This is a genomic window from Bacillus sp. WP8 (assembly GCF_000800825.1).
GTDB lineage: Bacteria > Bacillota > Bacilli > Bacillales > Bacillaceae > Bacillus > Bacillus safensis.
Window position 1 is genome coordinate 671,552 of record NZ_CP010075.1, and the last position, 17,141, is coordinate 688,692.

The 17,141-nt window shown below is 44.1% G+C and carries 16 protein-coding genes; 12 read left to right on the forward strand and 4 right to left on the reverse strand.

Features of this window, described 5'->3' with window-relative positions; translation table 11 throughout:
• Position 1 precedes the first annotated feature (1 nt).
• The 3 genes from purD to ablB all read left to right on the forward strand — a co-directional run bounded on the left by purD (position 2) and on the right by ablB (position 2,449).
• Positions 2-1,276, forward strand: a complete 1,275-nt coding sequence (purD, locus tag QR42_RS03275; RefSeq protein ID WP_039176950.1) for a phosphoribosylamine--glycine ligase — start codon at positions 2-4, stop codon at positions 1,274-1,276.
• Between the two features lie 111 nt (positions 1,277-1,387).
• Positions 1,388-1,582: a hypothetical protein gene (locus tag QR42_RS03280; RefSeq protein WP_039176953.1), complete on the forward strand. Its 195-nt coding sequence runs from the start codon at positions 1,388-1,390 to the stop codon at positions 1,580-1,582.
• A gap of 21 nt (positions 1,583-1,603) precedes the next feature.
• Entirely contained in the window at positions 1,604-2,449 is an 846-nt protein-coding gene (ablB, locus tag QR42_RS03285; protein ID WP_039176955.1) for a putative beta-lysine N-acetyltransferase, read from the forward strand.
• Here ablB and QR42_RS03290 read toward each other — a convergent pair.
• Entirely contained in the window at positions 2,444-4,102 is a 1,659-nt protein-coding gene (locus QR42_RS03290; protein WP_039176958.1) for a PucR family transcriptional regulator, read from the reverse strand. The two genes, ablB and QR42_RS03290, sit on opposite strands and share 6 nt — an antisense overlap.
• A gap of 191 nt (positions 4,103-4,293) precedes the next feature.
• Here QR42_RS03290 and QR42_RS03295 point away from each other — a divergent pair, with 191 nt between their 5' ends.
• The 4 genes from QR42_RS03295 to QR42_RS03310 are packed head-to-tail and all read left to right on the forward strand — an operon-like array spanning position 4,294 to position 8,279.
• Positions 4,294-5,658 carry an aspartate aminotransferase family protein gene (locus QR42_RS03295; protein WP_039176960.1) on the forward strand — a complete coding sequence of 455 codons (1,365 nt, stop codon included), beginning with the start codon at positions 4,294-4,296 and terminating at the stop codon, positions 5,656-5,658.
• 12 nt (positions 5,659-5,670) lie between these two features.
• Positions 5,671-6,357: a CoA transferase subunit A gene (locus QR42_RS03300; protein ID WP_084096353.1), complete on the forward strand. Its 687-nt coding sequence runs from the start codon at positions 5,671-5,673 to the stop codon at positions 6,355-6,357.
• Positions 6,333-6,998 (forward strand): 3-oxoacid CoA-transferase subunit B, encoded by a 666-nt coding sequence (locus tag QR42_RS03305; RefSeq protein ID WP_024424520.1) that lies wholly within the window; start codon positions 6,333-6,335, stop codon positions 6,996-6,998. Before QR42_RS03300 ends, QR42_RS03305 begins: the two co-directional genes overlap by 25 nt.
• A gap of 15 nt (positions 6,999-7,013) precedes the next feature.
• The gene (locus tag QR42_RS03310; RefSeq protein WP_039176964.1) at positions 7,014-8,279 is read left to right on the forward strand and encodes a peptidase; all 1,266 of its coding nucleotides are present in this window, start codon (positions 7,014-7,016) and stop codon (positions 8,277-8,279) included.
• A 31-nt stretch (positions 8,280-8,310) separates the two neighbouring features.
• On the opposite strand, the gene QR42_RS03315 is transcribed toward QR42_RS03310, so the two are convergent.
• The gene (locus QR42_RS03315) at positions 8,311-8,532 is read right to left on the reverse strand and encodes a YgaP family membrane protein (protein WP_024424522.1); all 222 of its coding nucleotides are present in this window, start codon (positions 8,530-8,532) and stop codon (positions 8,311-8,313) included.
• 125 nt (positions 8,533-8,657) lie between these two features.
• Here QR42_RS03315 and QR42_RS03320 point away from each other — a divergent pair, with 125 nt between their 5' ends.
• Both QR42_RS03320 and QR42_RS03325 read left to right on the forward strand, forming a co-directional pair.
• Positions 8,658-10,400 carry an adenine deaminase C-terminal domain-containing protein gene (locus QR42_RS03320; protein WP_039176967.1) on the forward strand — a complete coding sequence of 581 codons (1,743 nt, stop codon included), beginning with the start codon at positions 8,658-8,660 and terminating at the stop codon, positions 10,398-10,400.
• Positions 10,401-10,961: 561 nt separating this feature from the next.
• Entirely contained in the window at positions 10,962-11,276 is a 315-nt protein-coding gene (locus QR42_RS03325; protein WP_024424524.1) for a YerC/YecD family TrpR-related protein, read from the forward strand.
• A gap of 241 nt (positions 11,277-11,517) precedes the next feature.
• Here the strand turns inward: QR42_RS03325 and QR42_RS03330 are convergent, their stop codons facing one another.
• The gene (locus tag QR42_RS03330; RefSeq protein ID WP_039176970.1) at positions 11,518-13,098 is read right to left on the reverse strand and encodes an FMN-binding glutamate synthase family protein; all 1,581 of its coding nucleotides are present in this window, start codon (positions 13,096-13,098) and stop codon (positions 11,518-11,520) included.
• A gap of 139 nt (positions 13,099-13,237) precedes the next feature.
• On the opposite strand from QR42_RS03330, the gene QR42_RS03335 reads away from it, so the two are divergent.
• Positions 13,238-13,468: a hypothetical protein gene (locus QR42_RS03335; RefSeq protein WP_039176971.1), complete on the forward strand. Its 231-nt coding sequence runs from the start codon at positions 13,238-13,240 to the stop codon at positions 13,466-13,468.
• 24 nt (positions 13,469-13,492) lie between these two features.
• On the opposite strand, the gene QR42_RS03340 is transcribed toward QR42_RS03335, so the two are convergent.
• Positions 13,493-13,858 carry a DUF2283 domain-containing protein gene (locus QR42_RS03340; RefSeq protein WP_039176974.1) on the reverse strand — a complete coding sequence of 122 codons (366 nt, stop codon included), beginning with the start codon at positions 13,856-13,858 and terminating at the stop codon, positions 13,493-13,495.
• Positions 13,859-14,132: 274 nt separating this feature from the next.
• Here QR42_RS03340 and QR42_RS03345 point away from each other — a divergent pair, with 274 nt between their 5' ends.
• Together QR42_RS03345 and pcrA are read left to right on the forward strand one after the other, a co-directional pair.
• Positions 14,133-14,825, forward strand: a complete 693-nt coding sequence (locus tag QR42_RS03345; RefSeq protein ID WP_039176977.1) for a heptaprenylglyceryl phosphate synthase — start codon at positions 14,133-14,135, stop codon at positions 14,823-14,825.
• Between the two features lie 57 nt (positions 14,826-14,882).
• The gene (pcrA, locus tag QR42_RS03350) at positions 14,883-17,105 is read left to right on the forward strand and encodes a DNA helicase PcrA (protein WP_039176979.1); all 2,223 of its coding nucleotides are present in this window, start codon (positions 14,883-14,885) and stop codon (positions 17,103-17,105) included.
• Positions 17,106-17,141: the final 36 nt, after the last annotated feature.

Sequence of the window (17,141 nt, forward strand, 5' to 3'; positions counted from 1 at the left end):
TGTGAACGTACTAATTATCGGCAGAGGCGGAAGAGAGCATACCATCGCATGGAAAGTGAATCAAAGTGAACTTGTCAGCCAAGTATTTGTCGCACCCGGCAATGATGGAATGACAGATGCTGCGAAGCTTGTACCAATCGACGAAGGCGATCATGAGGCATTAATTCGTTTTGCAAAAGAAAACGAAATCGGCTTAACCATTGTCGGTCCAGAGGTTCCTTTAATCGCAGGTGTCGTTGATGCATTTGAAGAAGCAGGTCTAAAAGTATTTGGACCGAATGCAAAAGCTGCGGTCATTGAAGGCTCAAAGGAATTTGCAAAAGACTTAATGAAAAATTATGATATCCCAACAGCCGCTTATGCTACCTTCACATCGTTTGAAGAAGCGAAGGCATATGTGGAAGAAAAGGGTGCGCCGATTGTGATTAAAGCAGACGGTCTCGCCGCAGGAAAAGGTGTGACAGTCGCGATGACGCTTGAAGAGGCGATCGACTGTCTGCATGATTTCTTAGAGGATGAAAAGTTTGGCGATGCAAGTGCATCTGTCGTCATCGAAGAATTTTTAACAGGCGAGGAATTTTCACTCATGGCCTTTGTCAACGGAGAAAAGGTGTACCCGATGGTGATTGCGCAGGATCACAAACGGGCCTTTGAAGATGACAAAGGGCCGAATACAGGCGGAATGGGCGCTTATTCACCAGTTCCGCAGATTTCAGATGAAGTGGTTCAGAAAGCGGTGGAGGACGTCGTCAAACCGGCAGCTCGCGCAATGGTGCAGGAAGGGCGTCCATTTACAGGCATTTTATATGCAGGCTTAATGCTGACACCAGAAGGCTCAAAGGTGATTGAATTCAATGCACGCTTTGGCGACCCTGAAACGCAAGTGGTTCTCCCTCGTCTACAATCAGATCTAGTTCAAGTATTTCTCGATATTCTTGATGGAAAAGATGTGGACTTACAGTGGAAAGACACTGCGGCTGTCAGTGTGGTTCTTGCATCAGAAGGATACCCAGAAGACTATGCAAAAGGCACACCAATCGGTACCTTGCAAACGACTGTCTCTGATGTCGTGACCTTCCACGCAGGAACAAAAAAAGAAAACAATCAATTCGTCACGAATGGCGGCCGTGTAGCGAATGTGACCGCATTTGACGACACATTAGAAGCGGCAAGATCAAGAGTGTATGAGGCGGTTGAAGAAATCATACAGCCAGGTCTATTTTATCGCCGTGACATTGGTGCCCGTGCGCTGAAGGCTGCGGGGAAAAACGTTTAATCAAAACACCTTTCTATCTGACGAGATGGAAAGGTGTTTTTTGTTCATGAGAAGGGATGATGCTCGAATATGAAGAAGTAATATGGGATGACGAATTTATAAGGAGGCAGCATGGTCATTCAAGGAATCATTCTATTTGCCATCGTTCTACTTATTTTATTTATACTGTTCTCAAATCTCATCATGTATGAAGCGAGAAAGCAAAACAAAGCCAAAAAAGGCTCAGCCATTAGGTATATGATCATGTCGATTTTTTCTGGTATCGTCATTGTTTCATGTTCCATTTGGATTTTTTTTATTAGCTGATTTATAAGAGAGGATGAGTATATGGTGCAATTGAAGGAACTTGCGAACGAGCGTTTTTCTGCCTCGATCTGTATTGATTCATTTAATGAGCGAATCCGTTTGGATGACTATAGCGGCAGGGTGCGGGATGTGATTCAGTCGGTTCTTCAGGAAGCGGCGGACTGTAAGGCTTCTAAGGTCATTGTGAAAGTCAGGCGTGAGCATATGCCTCTTTTTTTAGAAAAAGGCTTTCGGCTTGAAGGTGTGTTTTCTCATTATTTTCTTGGAAGTGATGCGTACGGCATGTCGCTCTTTCTGACGGAGAGTCGAATGAACAGCCCGTATTGGCTGAAGGAAGATGAAATTGTTGCGTCTATTCAAGAAAAGCCTCTCAAAAAAGATCAAGGCACGTGGCAGGATGAGTATGTGATGAGGAAAGCGGATACGCAGGATATTCACAAGCTGGCAAAGCTCTATGATACCGTCTTTGAAACGTATCCTACGCCAATGAATGAGCCAGATTACATCCAAAAGGTGATGGAGGAAGGGACGGTTTTTTATGCCGTTGAACATGACGGGCACATTGTGAGTGCAGCATCTGCTGAAATCAATGACCCTTATGGTCATGCGGAATTAACAGATTGTGCGACCCTTCCGGCATACAGAAAGCTAGGATTCATGCACCATTTGATTCTAGCACTCGAAAAAGAACTTCAATCCATGCACATTTATGTCTTTTATTCTCTTGCACGTGCACTATCCTATGGAATGAATCAAGTGTTTTATCAGCTCGGCTATACATATACCGGCCGATTCCAAAACAACTGCTATATTTTTGACAAAATTGAAGATATGAATCTATGGGTCAAAACGCCGAATGAATCATGAAATGGTTCTCATCTGATCAAGCAGACCAGATAGGCGGTACGCCATGATACTGAGCTGCAGCTTCATCCGATCATCCGTGGATTTGAGGCTGCAGCCTGTTCTCGTTTCAATTTGTTTCAGCCGGTAGCTTAATGTATGTCTGTGAATAAACAATTCTCCCGCAGATTTTTGAATATTTTCATTGTGGGCCAAATACACTTCGAGTGTATGGATCAGGTCTGCTCCCTGTTTTTTCGTATAAAGCAAAGGACTTAACAGCTCCACGTAAAAGTCATGCAAATTCATCCCCGCTTCATTCATTTCAAGAAGCATCCCGTATAAGCCGAGCTTCTGATAATGAATGATGCATTCGTCTGTCTTTAAAAGCGGAAGAAGCCTTGCTGCATACTGCGCTTCCTTCGCGCTTTTTGCAAAGAGACCGATCTGGTCATAGGCTCTCCCAATGCCAATCACAATCGGGTGGACGGGAAAAAAATAAGACCAAGTGCTTCGGCACTCTTCTGCTGCACGATACCACTCCGCTTCTTGAAACGCTTTTTTTCCTGCTGGTGTAAGAACAAAAATGGAATCGAGCCTTGTCTTAAGTAAAAAAGGAATATGTCTGCGTTCAAATATCGACGTGAGTAATTGAGATAGGCGCTGCATCATTTGGTGATCGAGCTGTGTGTGCTGATGCTGAAATTGAAAGTAGATGACCACCTGCTCATCGCTCATATCGTATTGCAGCTTTGTTGCCTGTTCGACCACATAGCTTTCTTCTGTGTATTGCTGCTGCAAAATATCATCTAACAAATGACCTTGCATTTGGTTTTCTGTATCTTGAATGGCTTTTTGCTTCAGCCATTCAATCGCATACACCGCCCCGGCATGCTCGATGGCAATCGCGTCGAGATGATGCCACGCATCCTTTTTCTTTAAAGATACAATAAATCCGAAAATATCGCCCATCGCAATTACTGGGCATGCAGCGAGGACAAACGCACCGCACGTGTCATAAACGAGCCTTCCTTTCTCCTCAGCCTGCTTGAGAAGAGGCGTCGTTTCGATTGGTTCATGATCTGTCAAAAAGCCAAAAGCAGGAGAGTACGTCACTTCATCTTTGATGAGATGAGCTGCTGTTTGCTGTAAAAAAACATCAAGCACAACGATGTTCGCCGAAGTGAGATGTGCCAGCTCATCTGTAATTTGGGTGACATTTTTATTGCTGACATTTAAATGGGTTAGTCTTTGGTGAATGGCTGAAGAATATTTAAGCTGATGGAGCTGGCTGCTGACGATTTGCTCTAGAACGGCTTTTGTAATGTCTGAGAAGTTGACATGTGAAGGAATCTCGATGAGTGGAATGCCGCTGTTTTTGGCAGCTTCGATCAGTGATGCCGGAATTTCCGTTAAGTATACGCCTTTATAAATCGCAATGGCCGATAGACGTTGAGATTGAATCAGCTCCTCAAGCCGGGCACGCCTTTCTAGATTGTCTGCAAGCCCAAAGCCGGTTGTGACGAGCAGCTCCCCTTCTGAAAGCCTTGAAGTATCTTCGATAATTTCCACGATGGTCACCCACTGAATGAGGCGGTCTAGTCCATTTTCCCCAGCAAGCAGCTTTGTTTCCTTCATGATATCGAGCGAGAGTGCATCTTTGACGAGAATCGCCATAGACTCATGACCTCCTTTTGAACACTCTTATACACGATGTATAAAAAATGCGTGTGAAATTCGGGCATGTGGCGAATGGAGGATGACTGCCCTCTTGATTAAGCTAATCTTATAACAAGTATACAAAATTTTCTTGCGATTCATGAAAAAAGAAAGATGCAGCTGCTGACGAGAGAGGGAGGAATGACAAAGTGGAGACCCGGGATTACTTAATCAAACCAATGTTGAATCAGCATTATCCTGTGGCTGTGAAAGGAGAGGGGATTTATTTATATGATCGGGACGGGAAAAAATATTTAGACGGCTCATCGGGTGCTGTCACGGCGAGTATTGGACATGGCATACGAGACATCATTGATGCCATGACAGAGCAAGCGGAAAAGGTGAGCTTTACGTACAGGTCACAATTCACAAATGAACCAGCAGAAGAACTTGCCTATGAATTGAGTACACTCTGCCCAGGGAACCTGAACTGGTCTTTTTTTGTCGGAAGCGGATCAGAGGCAACAGAAACCGCCATGAAAATAGCCATTCAGCATTGGCAGGAGCAGGGGAAGGCTGAGAAGAATCACATCATCTCAAGATGGATGAGTTATCACGGCATCACACTCGGTGCGCTGTCGATGTCAGGACATATTGCAAGGAGAGAGCGCTTTGAACCACTGCTCGAAAAACACCCGGTGCTGTCTCCGCCATACAGCTATCGTTCGTGGCTGCCAAAGGAAGAAAGCAAGCAGGTCGAATGGTATGTACAGGAATTTAAAACCGTCATCCAGCGTATAGGAAAAGAGAGGATTGCGGCTTTTATTGCAGAGCCGATTGTTGGAGCAGCGGGCGCGGCGCTTGTTCCGCCAGATGGATATTTTGCGGCGATGAAGCGAGTTTGTGAGGAAAACGATATTTTAATGATTGCAGATGAAGTCATGACAGGCTTTGGACGAACTGGGAAAATGTTTGCCATGGAACATTGGGGCGTCGTACCAGATATTATGGTACTCGGAAAAGGCATGAGCGCCGGCTATTCACCGATTGCGGCAGCTGTCTCAGCGGATCATGTGATTGCACCGATTCTCAGCGGTTCGGGCTCTGTGATGGCAGGCCACACTTATAGCGGCAATCCGCTTTCAGCAGCCGTCTCACTGGCTGTCATTCGATATATGAAAAAACACCAGCTTTCAGAACGGGCTGATCTGTCTGGCCGATATTTAATGAATGCTTTAAAGGATTTGCAAACAAATCATTCCATCATAGGAGATGTGAGAGGAAAGGGGCTGCTCATTGGCATTGAATTTGTCGCAGACCGATTATCGAAAACACCATTTCCTGCTCATGCTCAAATGACACATTTAGTTGTGGAGACGGCCAAGCAAAATGGTTTGCTTGTTTACCCAGCAAGCGCTGGAGAGGATGGTGTAGGAGGTGCAGCGGTCATGATCGCACCGCCGCTTTCCATTACGCAGCAGGAGATGGATGAACTGATTCATTTATTCGGGCAGACAATGACGCAGGTCGAGCAAGAAGTCATCAATCGAGGGTTTTTCCCATCTGCCATGTAGGGAGGAAAGATGATGAACAAAACAGCGAACTTAGATCAAGTCATCACGCATTTTAGAGACGGAATGACCATTATGTTTGGCGGGTTTGGCGGTGTAGGGTCCCCGCCATCATTGATCGATGCCATCCTAGAAGCCAATATTAAAGACCTGACATTGATCGGAAACGATGCAGGCTTCCCGCAAATCGGTGTTGGCAGGCTGATCACAGAAGGAAGAGTGAAGAAAATCATTGCCTCTCATATTGGCTCAAATCCAATTGCCGGGCAGAAAATGCAGGCAGATACACTAGACGTTCTTTTTTACCCGCAGGGCATCCTAGCAGAAAAGATCAGGGCAGGGGGGATGGGTTTAGCGGGCATTGTGACAGATGTCGGCATGGATAGCCTCAATCTTGATGAGAAACAATTGGTTCAGCTGGATGGAAAGAAGTATATTCTTGAGCCTGCACTGACCGCGGATATCGCGATTGTGAATGCCCTCAAAGCAGATGAAGCAGGCAACCTGATTTTTGATAAAAGTGCACGGAATACAAACCCGATTGTGGCGATGGCAGGAGACTGGACCATTGCGGAAGTAGAAGAGATTGTGCCTGTGGGCGGGCTTCATCCAGAGGAAATCGTCACACCAGGCGTATTTGTGAACCAGATCGTGCAATCAAAAGGAGTGAACTGGACATGGGCATGGGAGACATCGATTTAAGACACCGCATAGCCAAACGCGCGGCACAGGAAATTGAAGATGGCATGATTGTGAATCTTGGGATCGGAATCCCAACCCTTGCGGCTGATTACATTCCAGCGCATTACAACGTTTGGCTGCATGCAGAAAACGGCATTATGGGGGCAGGCGCTTCACCAGCACAAGGGGAAGAAGATCCGAATTTGTGCAATGCCGGGGGTTTTCCCATTACGTTAACAAAAGGCGGATCATATATGGACAGCACAACCGCTTTTGGCATCATTCGCAAAGGGATGCTGGATATGACCATTTTAGGTGCACTTGAAGTCAGCAGTCATGGGGATCTTGCCAATTGGATTGTGCCAGGGAAACGAGTGCCGGGTATGGGTGGAGCCATTGAACTTGCGCAAAAAGCGAAAAAGGTGGTGGTCGTGATGAGCCACCTTGATAAACATGGACAATCTAAGATAAAAGCAGCCTGCACGCTGCCCTTAACTGCTAAGTCTTGTGTAGATCTGATTATTACGGATATGGCAGTCATTGAGGTCAAATCACAGCTACTCATTTTGCGTGAAGTCATGCCGCCGTTTCAGCCGGAAGATGTCATGAGGGCGACAGAGGCGCCGCTCATTTTAGCGCCTGATGTCAAATCTGTTGTGTAGAAAGGATGACCGACTTTGCAGCCAACCACACGTATCAGAAACTGGATGAAAGAACATAAGGAGGAAGCCGTGACGCTTCTTCAGCAAATGGTGCAATGTGACAGCACACAAGGAAATGAGCAAGAAGTACAGCAAATCGTAGCAAATAAGCTTTCTGCCATTGGCTTTGATGTTGACGTATGGGACATTGGCGGGGATGACTTGCTGAACCACCCGTATTTTTATTCCCCGAGACGTTCCTTTAAAGGAAGTCCTAATGTCGCCGGACGATTGAAAGGAAAAGGGGGCGGCAAATCTATTTTATTAAATGGGCATGTCGATGTTGTCCCGGCAGGTGATCACAAACAATGGACATATCCGCCCTACAGCGGGCATATCATAAACGGGAGACTTTATGGACGCGGGGCAACAGATATGAAAGGTGGAAACGTTTCTTTACTCTTTGCACTTGAAGCACTGCATGCGCTTCAGATTCCGCTGAAGGGAGATGTCGTGTTTCATAGTGTTGTCGAAGAAGAGAGCGGCGGCGCAGGCACCCTTGCAGCCATACTGAGAGGATATACAGCAGATGCAGCCATCATTCCAGAGCCAAGTCATATGAAAATCTTTCCGATTCAGCAAGGATCTAAATGGTTCAGACTGCATATTAAAGGAAGGGCTGCTCATGGCGGAACAAGATATCACGGCGTTTCTGCTATTGAAAAGAGCACGATAGTCCTTTCACATATAGCGGCACTTGAAGAAGAAAGAAATCAGCGAATCACTGAGCCGCTGTTTCAGCATATCCCAATCCCGATCCCAATCAATATCGGGAAAATTCAAGGCGGTGATTGGCCATCCTCCGTAGCAGACCTTGTCACAATGGAAGGCAGGCTCGGGGTGATGCCGGGTGAAACGGTAGAACAGGCAGAGAAGGAATTAGAAAATTGGATGGCAGGACTCGGAGAAAAAGATGAATGGTTCCATGAACATCCTGTTGAGGTCGAATGGTTTGGTGCAAGATGGCTTCCGGGTTCAATCGATACGGATCATCCGCTTTTAGGTTTATTGAAGGAACAATATGAAGCGGTCATGAAGCAGCCGCCGAAGATCGAAGCCGCCCCTTGGGGAACGGACGGCGGATTACTGTCACAGGCAGCGGGTATTCCGATTATCGTGTTTGGACCTGGAACAACAGAGCTTGCCCATTTTCCGAATGAATCTATCGACATTGATCATGTGATAGAAGCAGCAGAAATTATTGCAGGGACAATGGTCGAATGGTGTGAAGCAGCGGAATGAGATGAAAATGATCACAAAAAAGAAGGCTGCCTTACTCAGCCTTCTCTTTATGTGTGTCCTGCTGCTCACACATATATGTCACTGGACAAAAACGAAGAATGCCAGATCCTAGTTTCATACCGCCAAACATGATGCCCAAAAGCAGCATTTTACTCCATGGTTTTCTAGCATATAGGGATCCAGCTACAGTACATATTGTCATTCCGCAGGCAATTCTAATGAGCGCTTCCATTAAGCCAAGATTAGGTTTCATTGAAGGTGAATCTCCTTTTTTAAATTATTTTAAGTGTGATTTCAAGAAATTGTAACGTTTCATTAATGCGTAACGTGGTTCGTTATGTTACGATAGGGCTAATACAAATGAAGGAGAGTATGTGAATGTCCGAACGTACTTTTAATTGGAGAAATAATGACATCCGCACACAAATCGATGTAGTCGACTCAAAAATAGTTCCAACACTCCTTTTAACGAATGGACTCGTGCTTAACCCGTTTTTGAAGCAATGGGTGAAGGCAAATATTTGGATACATGATGATCGAATTGTTTATGTCGGAGCAGAGCTTCCTCAAAATAAATCAGCTAAACGTGTGATTGATTGTGAAGGGAAATACATTGTCCCTGGGTATATAGAGCCTCACGCGCACCCGTTCCATGTTTATAATCCCCAATCACTTGCAGAATATGTGTCTCAATTTGGCACAACAACAATGGTCAGCGATAACTTATTTCTTCTTTTGCAAAGCAATGAAAAGAAAGCGCTTTCCACTCTATGTGAATTAAAAAAGCAGCCATTTCAGTATTTCTGGTGGTCCAGATACGATCTTCAAACGGAAGTCAGATATGAAGATGAGATGCTGCCAGTCAACTACCGGAAGGAATGGATTGATCATCCTGACGTCCTTCAAGGCGGCGAATTAACAAGCTGGCCAAGATTGATGGACGGTGATGATCTCATTTTATATTGCATGCAAGAAACGAAGAAGCAGAGAAAACGAATTGAAGGGCATTTCCCTGGAGCTTCTGAGAAAACGCTAACAAAAATGAAGCTGTTTGGCGCGGACAGTGATCATGAAGCGATGAATGCGGACGATGTGTTAAAACGCTTGTCCCTTGGCTATCATGTTTCATTGCGGCATTCTTCCATCCGCCCAGATTTAGTGAACATTTTAAGAGAATTGCATGAGCGTGATTTTAGACACTATGACCACTTTTTCTATACAACAGATGGTGCTGCTCCTCACTTTTATGAGGAAGGCATGATTAACCGCTTGATTTCGATCGCCCTTGAAGAAGGCGTGCCGATCATTGATGCGTATAATATGGCGACATTTAACATTGCAAAATACCATCAAATTGATGACTTATTAGGCGTTGTCGGTCCTGGACGGCTGGCTTCTTTGAATATTTTAGATGATCCAATGAACCCAAATCCTGAAACGGTCATATCTAAAGGGGTTATCCTCAAATTAGATGGCGAGAACCAGCATCAATTCCAAGAAACAAAATGGGAAAATGGCGGGCTTCTTCCATTAGATTTGGGGTATGACCTGACGATGAGTGATTTGCAATTCTCTATGCCACTGGGTGTGAAGATGAGAAATGCCGTCATCATGGAGCCTTATACAGTGGAAATTGATAACTCAATCAACCAGCTGTCATGTGACCATGATCAAAGCTTCTTTAGCCTAATTGACCGAAAAGGCGAGTGGCGTGTGAATACGATGCTAAAAGGATTCGCAAACAAAGTGCAAGGCTTTGTCAGCTCATTTTCGCTCACGGGTGACATTTTAGTGATCGGGAAAAATAAAGAGGATATGATGCTGGCACATAAGCGGATGAAAGAAATTGGCGGGGGAATCGTCCTCACAGAGAACGGGAAAATTTTGCATGAAATCCCGCTGCAATTATCAGGCTGTGCATCGGCTGAACCATTTGAGACTGTTCTTCAGCAGGAACAAACATTACGCGAGCTGCTCATTGAGCGCGGCTATCCATTTGACTGCCCAATTGATACACTTGTCTTTTTCCAAAGTACACATTTGCCATATATTCGAGTGACGCCAAGAGGAATATTTGATGTCATGAAAAAAACTGTACTCTTTCCGTCTATAATGCGTTAAAATATAACAGAGTGGAGCTGTATCATCTTTGCCGCATTTCTGACTGCTGTTATAGGGCAGAAGTGAGCTATGGTTCTCTTCACTGCCATGTAAGTGATCATGATCTTATGTGGAGCTGTTGACAAAGCAGAGGGCTTTGACATGACGAATGAAGTACTCTAATTGTAAAATGATTCTGTCGGTTACGCTGACCGGCCAGCATATTTTGAATGATCGAGCAAGGCGGGGCGCATATTTGTGGGTCTCGCTGAGCTTTCCGCAAAGTCTATATATTAGGGCAGAAGACCTAACCAAGCAGAAGTCATCTTTATACAGGAAGCAAACAAGTTTGTCAGATTGTCATACAAGGAAAATGACAGAACTTGTCGAATTTGTTTACGATAAAGAAGCTTCGGCTTACGAAAGAACCTGACGGCATTTTCAGCGTAGAACCAAACCTGTCATGATCTGTTCAAAGCTCATTGCTGAGGTTTTAAAAAAATTAGTCAGGAAAGATACCGCTTTCTTAGAAGAAGATCGTGCGAAGCGGTGTGGCAATAGTAAAGGAGAAGATGTATTAAGATGCAAATTGATAAATTAAGGGGCAAAAGCTTAGATCAGTTATTCAACTCCATCTTATCCCTTAAAGACCTGGAAGAATGTTATCGATTCTTTGATGATTTGTGTACCATCAATGAAATTCAATCTTTATCACAGCGTCTTGAAGTAGCACGTATGCTTCGCGAGGGAAACACGTATCATAAAATTGAGACGGAAACAGGTGCAAGCACTGCAACCATCTCACGTGTCAAACGCTGCTTGAACTACGGCAACGATGCCTATACGATGGCACTTGACCGCGTAGCCGAACAGCAGGAAAATAACGAAACAAAATAATGCAGCTTTCACTGTAAACAATCCTTTTCACGAAAAATGGACTTGTTTGCAGTTTTTTTATGAAAAGCGGGCAGGGACTGATAAATGGTCCCTGTTTTTTTAATTTAGCTCGCCCATAAACCATCTTTCTCATTCATAGGAGATGTCATCTTCGTTTGAGATGATTTTCTTAAACTCTACTGTTTGCTAACTTTATACGAAAATGTTAATAAAAAAAGGTGCGTTTCCGCACCTTTTCAAGCTAGACAGATGGCTGTGTGCCTGAGAACATCGGCACTTCGCTTGTCTCGCCATTCTCTTGTCTAAAAATAATATGTTTTTCATTAAAATGAATAGGCGATTCTATTCCCGCAGCTGCGGATAAGTTAAACAGACCTTCTCTAAGAGAAAGGATATAATTGCATACTCGGTATTTCTTTTCTTCAATCGATAAACCCTTTTGCAGCTTTGGATCAGTCGTGGCGACCCCGACTGGGCATTTATTCGTGTGGCAGACTTGGGCGCGAATGCATCCGACTGAAAACATGAGACCTCTAGCAATATTCACAAAGTCAGCTCCCATTGAAAGGGCAATCGCAATTTTATCTGGCGATAGAAGCTTGCCAGAAGCAAAGAGCTTTACCTGATCTCTGACACCGTATTCTTTCAAAATTTGATGAACCATAGGGAGTGCCGTGAAAATTGGCAGCCCTGCGGAATCCGCCAATTCATGAAAGGACGCCCCTGTACCGCCTTCTCCGCCATCAACTGTAATGAAATCAGGGTGTTTCCCGCTTTTTTTCATATAGCTGGCAAGCTCTTCAATATTTTCTTTATGCCCGACAACAAGTTTGATTCCAACTGGCTTTCCGCCTATACTCCGCAGCTCCTCAATGAAATCAAACATGTCAGGAATGGAGTGGAACATCTCAAAGCGGTTTGGGCTGTCAATGGATTGGTGAGGCGGTAATTTACGGATATTCGCAATTTCTTCCGTTACTTTTTCGCCGTCAATATGACCGCCGCGTGTTTTTGCTCCTTGTGCCAGCTTGAGTTCAAAGGCTTTGACTTCCTCGTGCTCGCTTTTTTTCTTGAATTCTTCAAAGGAAAATGCGCCATCCTCTGTTCTAACGCCAAATAAACCGGGCCCAATTTGACAAATGATATCTGCGCCGCCTTTGAGGTGATAAGGAGAAAGCCCGCCTTCACCTGTGTTCATCCACGTACCGCCGGCCATTTTTAATCCTGAGGATAAAGCTGTAATGGCCCTGTCGCCTAAGGAGCCGTAGCTCATAGCGGATTGACCGATCAGTCCTTTCACATGGAAAGGCTTTTGACATGTGTGTTCGCCAATGACTTGTACATCCTCTTGATGGAGAAAATAAGGATTTGCTTCGACTTCTTTGAAATGTTCACTTCTTCGCAGTAAATTGTCTTGATCAATTTGATACACTTTCGTTTTGATTTTTTCAGATTGATCGCTTCGTAGTTCATCTCGCTGCTTTGGAAACAGGACGTTTCGAATGTAATAGCCTGGCTTGTCAAAATCACGTTTTGATCCAAAGCCCATCGTCCGGCTTTTGTACTTTCCTGACATGACCGCCTGCTCGTATTCTCTTCTTGAGAAGGGCAGCTCCTCTCGGTCATTCAGAAACAGATATTGGCGAAGCTCAGGTCCTATTTTTTCAAAGATAAACCGCAGCTTTCCAATGACCGGATAATTTCGCAGAACTGAATGTTCTTCTTGTTTTTCATCCCTCATCCAAATCCAGATCAATAGAATGATTGGGATGATCAAAAAAATGATTAGCAATGTGCCGATGATCATTAAGGTTGTGGTCATGAAGATCCCCTCTTTTCTCTTTCATTGCTGTTGTTATTCCACTTTTCATAAAAAGAGAAACCACATCAACATATTGTGACGTTTAGAAATGAAAAGGCGGGGTAACTTACAAATAAGATCATAAGGGGAGGGAACATACATGAATAAGCGTCCAAATGCGTATGTACTTGCAGGATTAGGGGTTGGAGGAGCTGTGTTATTAGCCGTAAAAAATAAACAGCATCTGAAAAAATGGGCAAGCATGTTCCGGTCAGATGAAAAGGTTCCTGAAAAAGCCGGCCACCCAGATCCATTAGATATCCAAGACAACAAGATGGTCGACGAAGGGGCCATGACATCCGTCCATTATTTTAATGAAGCGAGACAATAGTTTGAAAAAAACCGTTTTGAAAGATCAAAACGGTTTTTTTCTTGTGATGTTATATCGAAGAGGATCGACAATGGTAAAACCGATCAGCCCATTGTGATCAGATGTCGAGAATTGAAATTCAATGCCTGACAGATGATAGGTTGAGAGAACTTCCTGATCCGTCAAACGTAAAGAAAGATGATCCTCATAAACCGGAGCGTTCCGCAGCACTTCGGATTCTTCTGCAAATAACTCCAATCCAGCCACTCGGTCCTCTTTATCGATATCTACATTGATACATTCATTGACATCTAATTCAATGGTTTCTTTGATTTTCAAACGCTCCGATTGCGGGGTGATATAGATGTATCCGATATCTATACTTTGTTCATATGTAATTGTTCTTTTCAAAAGAGTCACCTCTGTTCAATAGATCTTTTTTATATCTATAGTAAAATATTCCTTTATTGTATAATAGCATGTGACAAAGTGCCAAAATATCAACCTCTTTCAGCTCCTCTCCAAGTCGATTTTTTCATCTATTCTCCAGCCATTTTATCTAAAGTCACAATCTCTCATTTTCAAAAGAATGAAACTTTTAGCTGAAGGAGGTTACCCATTTTTTGCGGTCACTGATTTTGTTATAATATTTAAATGGAATGAAACGAATGGAGGAACGTTTTTCATGTATGATGTTACCGAGTGGAAGCATGTCTTTAAACTCGATCCAAATAAAGAAATTTCCGATGAACAGCTAGAAGCGATTTGCGAATCTGGGACGGATGCCATATTGATTGGCGGAAGTGATCATGTGACAGAGGACAACGTGCTTCAATTGATGTCAAAGGTCCGCCGCTTTCTAGTGCCATGTGTGCTCGAAATCTCCACACATGAGATGATTGTGCCGGGCTTTGATCTGTATTTCATCCCGACTGTCTTAAACAGTACTCACCCTGACTGGATTGTCGGGCTTCATAAGGACGCGATGAAGGAATTCGGTGATTTGATGTCAATGGAAGAGATTGTGCCTGAAGGTTATGTCATCTTAAATGAAGATTGTAAAGCGGCCAAGCTCACAGAGGCAAATACAGCGCTGGATATCGATGACGTCAGGGCATATGCAAGAGTGGCAGAGCATTTGATGAAGCTGCCCATTTTTTATCTGGAATACAGCGGAACGCTTGGAGACATAGAGCTTGTCAAAGAAACAAAAGCAGTGCTTGATGAAACAGTTCTTTTTTATGGCGGCGGCATCGAGAACGCTAAGCAGGCAAAAGACTTCTCGCAGCATGCAGACGTCGTGGTTGTAGGAAACGTCATTTATGACAATTTCAAAGAAGCATTAAAGACCGTGGATGCAGTCAAAAAGTCATCATAGTCAAATAAGACGAAACGGGTTAAAATAGAACATAAGTTCGAATTGGCGGTGAATGGAATGAATGAAATATCGAATCATCTATTAGAAGGGCTGAATGACGCACAGAAAGAAGCAGTCAAAGCAACAGACGGTCCTTTATTGTTGATGGCAGGAGCAGGAAGCGGGAAGACACGGGTGCTCACACATCGAATTGCCTACTTAATGGCAGAAAAGCATGTAGCTCCGTGGAACATTTTAGCGATTACATTTACAAATAAAGCAGCACGTGAAATGCGTGAACGTGTCCAGGCTATTTTAGGACCTGGCGCGGATGACATCTGGATCTCTACGTTCCACAGCATGTGTGTCCGTATTTTAAGACGCGATATTGACCGCATTGGTGTGAATCGCAACTTCTCTATTTTAGACACATCTGACCAGCTTTCAGTCATTAAAAACATTTTAAAAGAACGGAATATCGATCCTAAAAAGTTCGATCCACGCAGCATTTTAGGATCGATCAGCAGTGCAAAAAACGAACTGATTGACGCAGAGGAATACGCCAAAACAGCCGGTGATTTCTATGATCAAGTGGTCAGCGATGTCTATACAGATTATCAAAAGCGTTTACTCAAAAACCAATCACTCGACTTTGATGATTTAATTATGATGACGATTCGTCTATTTGAGCGCATCCCTGAAGTGTTAGAGCACTATCAGCGGAAATTCCAATACATTCATGTGGATGAGTATCAAGATACGAACAGAGCGCAGTACATGCTTGTGAAACTGCTCGCGCAGCGTTTTCAAAATATATGTGTTGTCGGTGACTCGGATCAGTCTATTTATCGCTGGCGCGGAGCGGATATTACAAACATTCTCTCCTTTGAAAAAGATTATCCATCCAGTGAAGTGATTCTGCTTGAGCAAAATTACAGATCGACGAAACGCATTTTGCATGCCGCAAATACGGTGATTCAAAACAATGCAAACCGAAAGCCGAAAAATCTTTGGACAGAAAATGATGAAGGGGCGAAGATTGCCTATTACCGTGCAGATAATGAATTCGGTGAGGGACAATTTGTCGCAGGAAAGATTCGTCAGCTTCATCAAAGCGGAAAGCGTAAATTATCCGATTTTGCGATCCTTTACCGAACAAATGCCCAGTCTCGTGTCATAGAGGAAACGTTAATGAAAGCCAACATTCAATACAACATTGTCGGCGGCACGAAGTTCTATGACAGAAAAGAGATCAAGGACATCTTGGCATACTTACGCCTAGTGGCAAACCCAGATGACGATATTAGTTTTGCACGAATTGTCAACGTACCAAAGCGCGGAATCGGTGCGACATCTGTTGATAAAATTGCAGCATATGCGGAGATGAATGACCTGTCTATGTTTGAAGCACTTGGTCAGGTGGATTTCATTGGACTGAGTGCACGAGCAGCCAATGCGCTTGATGAGTTCAAACAGCTCATCGATCAAATGACGAACATGCAGGATTATTTATCTGTCACAGAATTAACAGAAGAAATCCTAGAGAAAACAGGCTATCGTGAAGCGCTTAAGCTCGAAAAAACGATTGAAGCACAAAGCCGCTTAGAAAATATTGACGAGTTTTTATCCGTCACGAAGAACTTTGAAGAACAAAATGAAGACAAGTCACTTGTGACCTTCCTGACAGATCTTGCCCTCGTCGCAGACATTGATAAGCTGGACGAAAATGAAGAAGAAGATCAGGATGCCGTCATCTTAATGACACTTCACGCCGCAAAAGGTCTGGAATTCCCTGTTGTTTTCTTAATGGGAATGGAGGAGGGTGTCTTCCCGCACAGCCGTTCATTAATGGAAGATGCAGAGATGGAAGAAGAGCGCCGCCTCGCTTATGTAGGCATCACACGGGCTGAAGAAGAGCTTTATTTATCAAGTGCGAAAATGAGAACACTTTTCGGCCGGACGAACATGAACCTTGAATCAAGATTCATTCGAGAAATACCAGCCGATTTATTGGACAACCTAAATGAGAAAAAAGAAGCAAAAACACCGTTTGGCCAAACAAGAGAAAGACCGCAAAGACGGGGACCTGTCTCACGTCCGCAAACACAAACCATTCAAAACACAGGCGGCGGCAGTATTGGCTGGGCTGTGGGCGATAAAGCGGCCCATAAAAAATGGGGCGTTGGTACGGTTGTGAGTGTGAAAGGCAGCGGAGACAGCACAGAGCTTGATATTGCGTTCCCAAGCCCTACAGGCATTAAGCGTCTTCTCGCAGCATTTGCACCAATCGAGAAGCAATAAACTGATAGGACTGACAAAACGGATGAATTGAAAGGA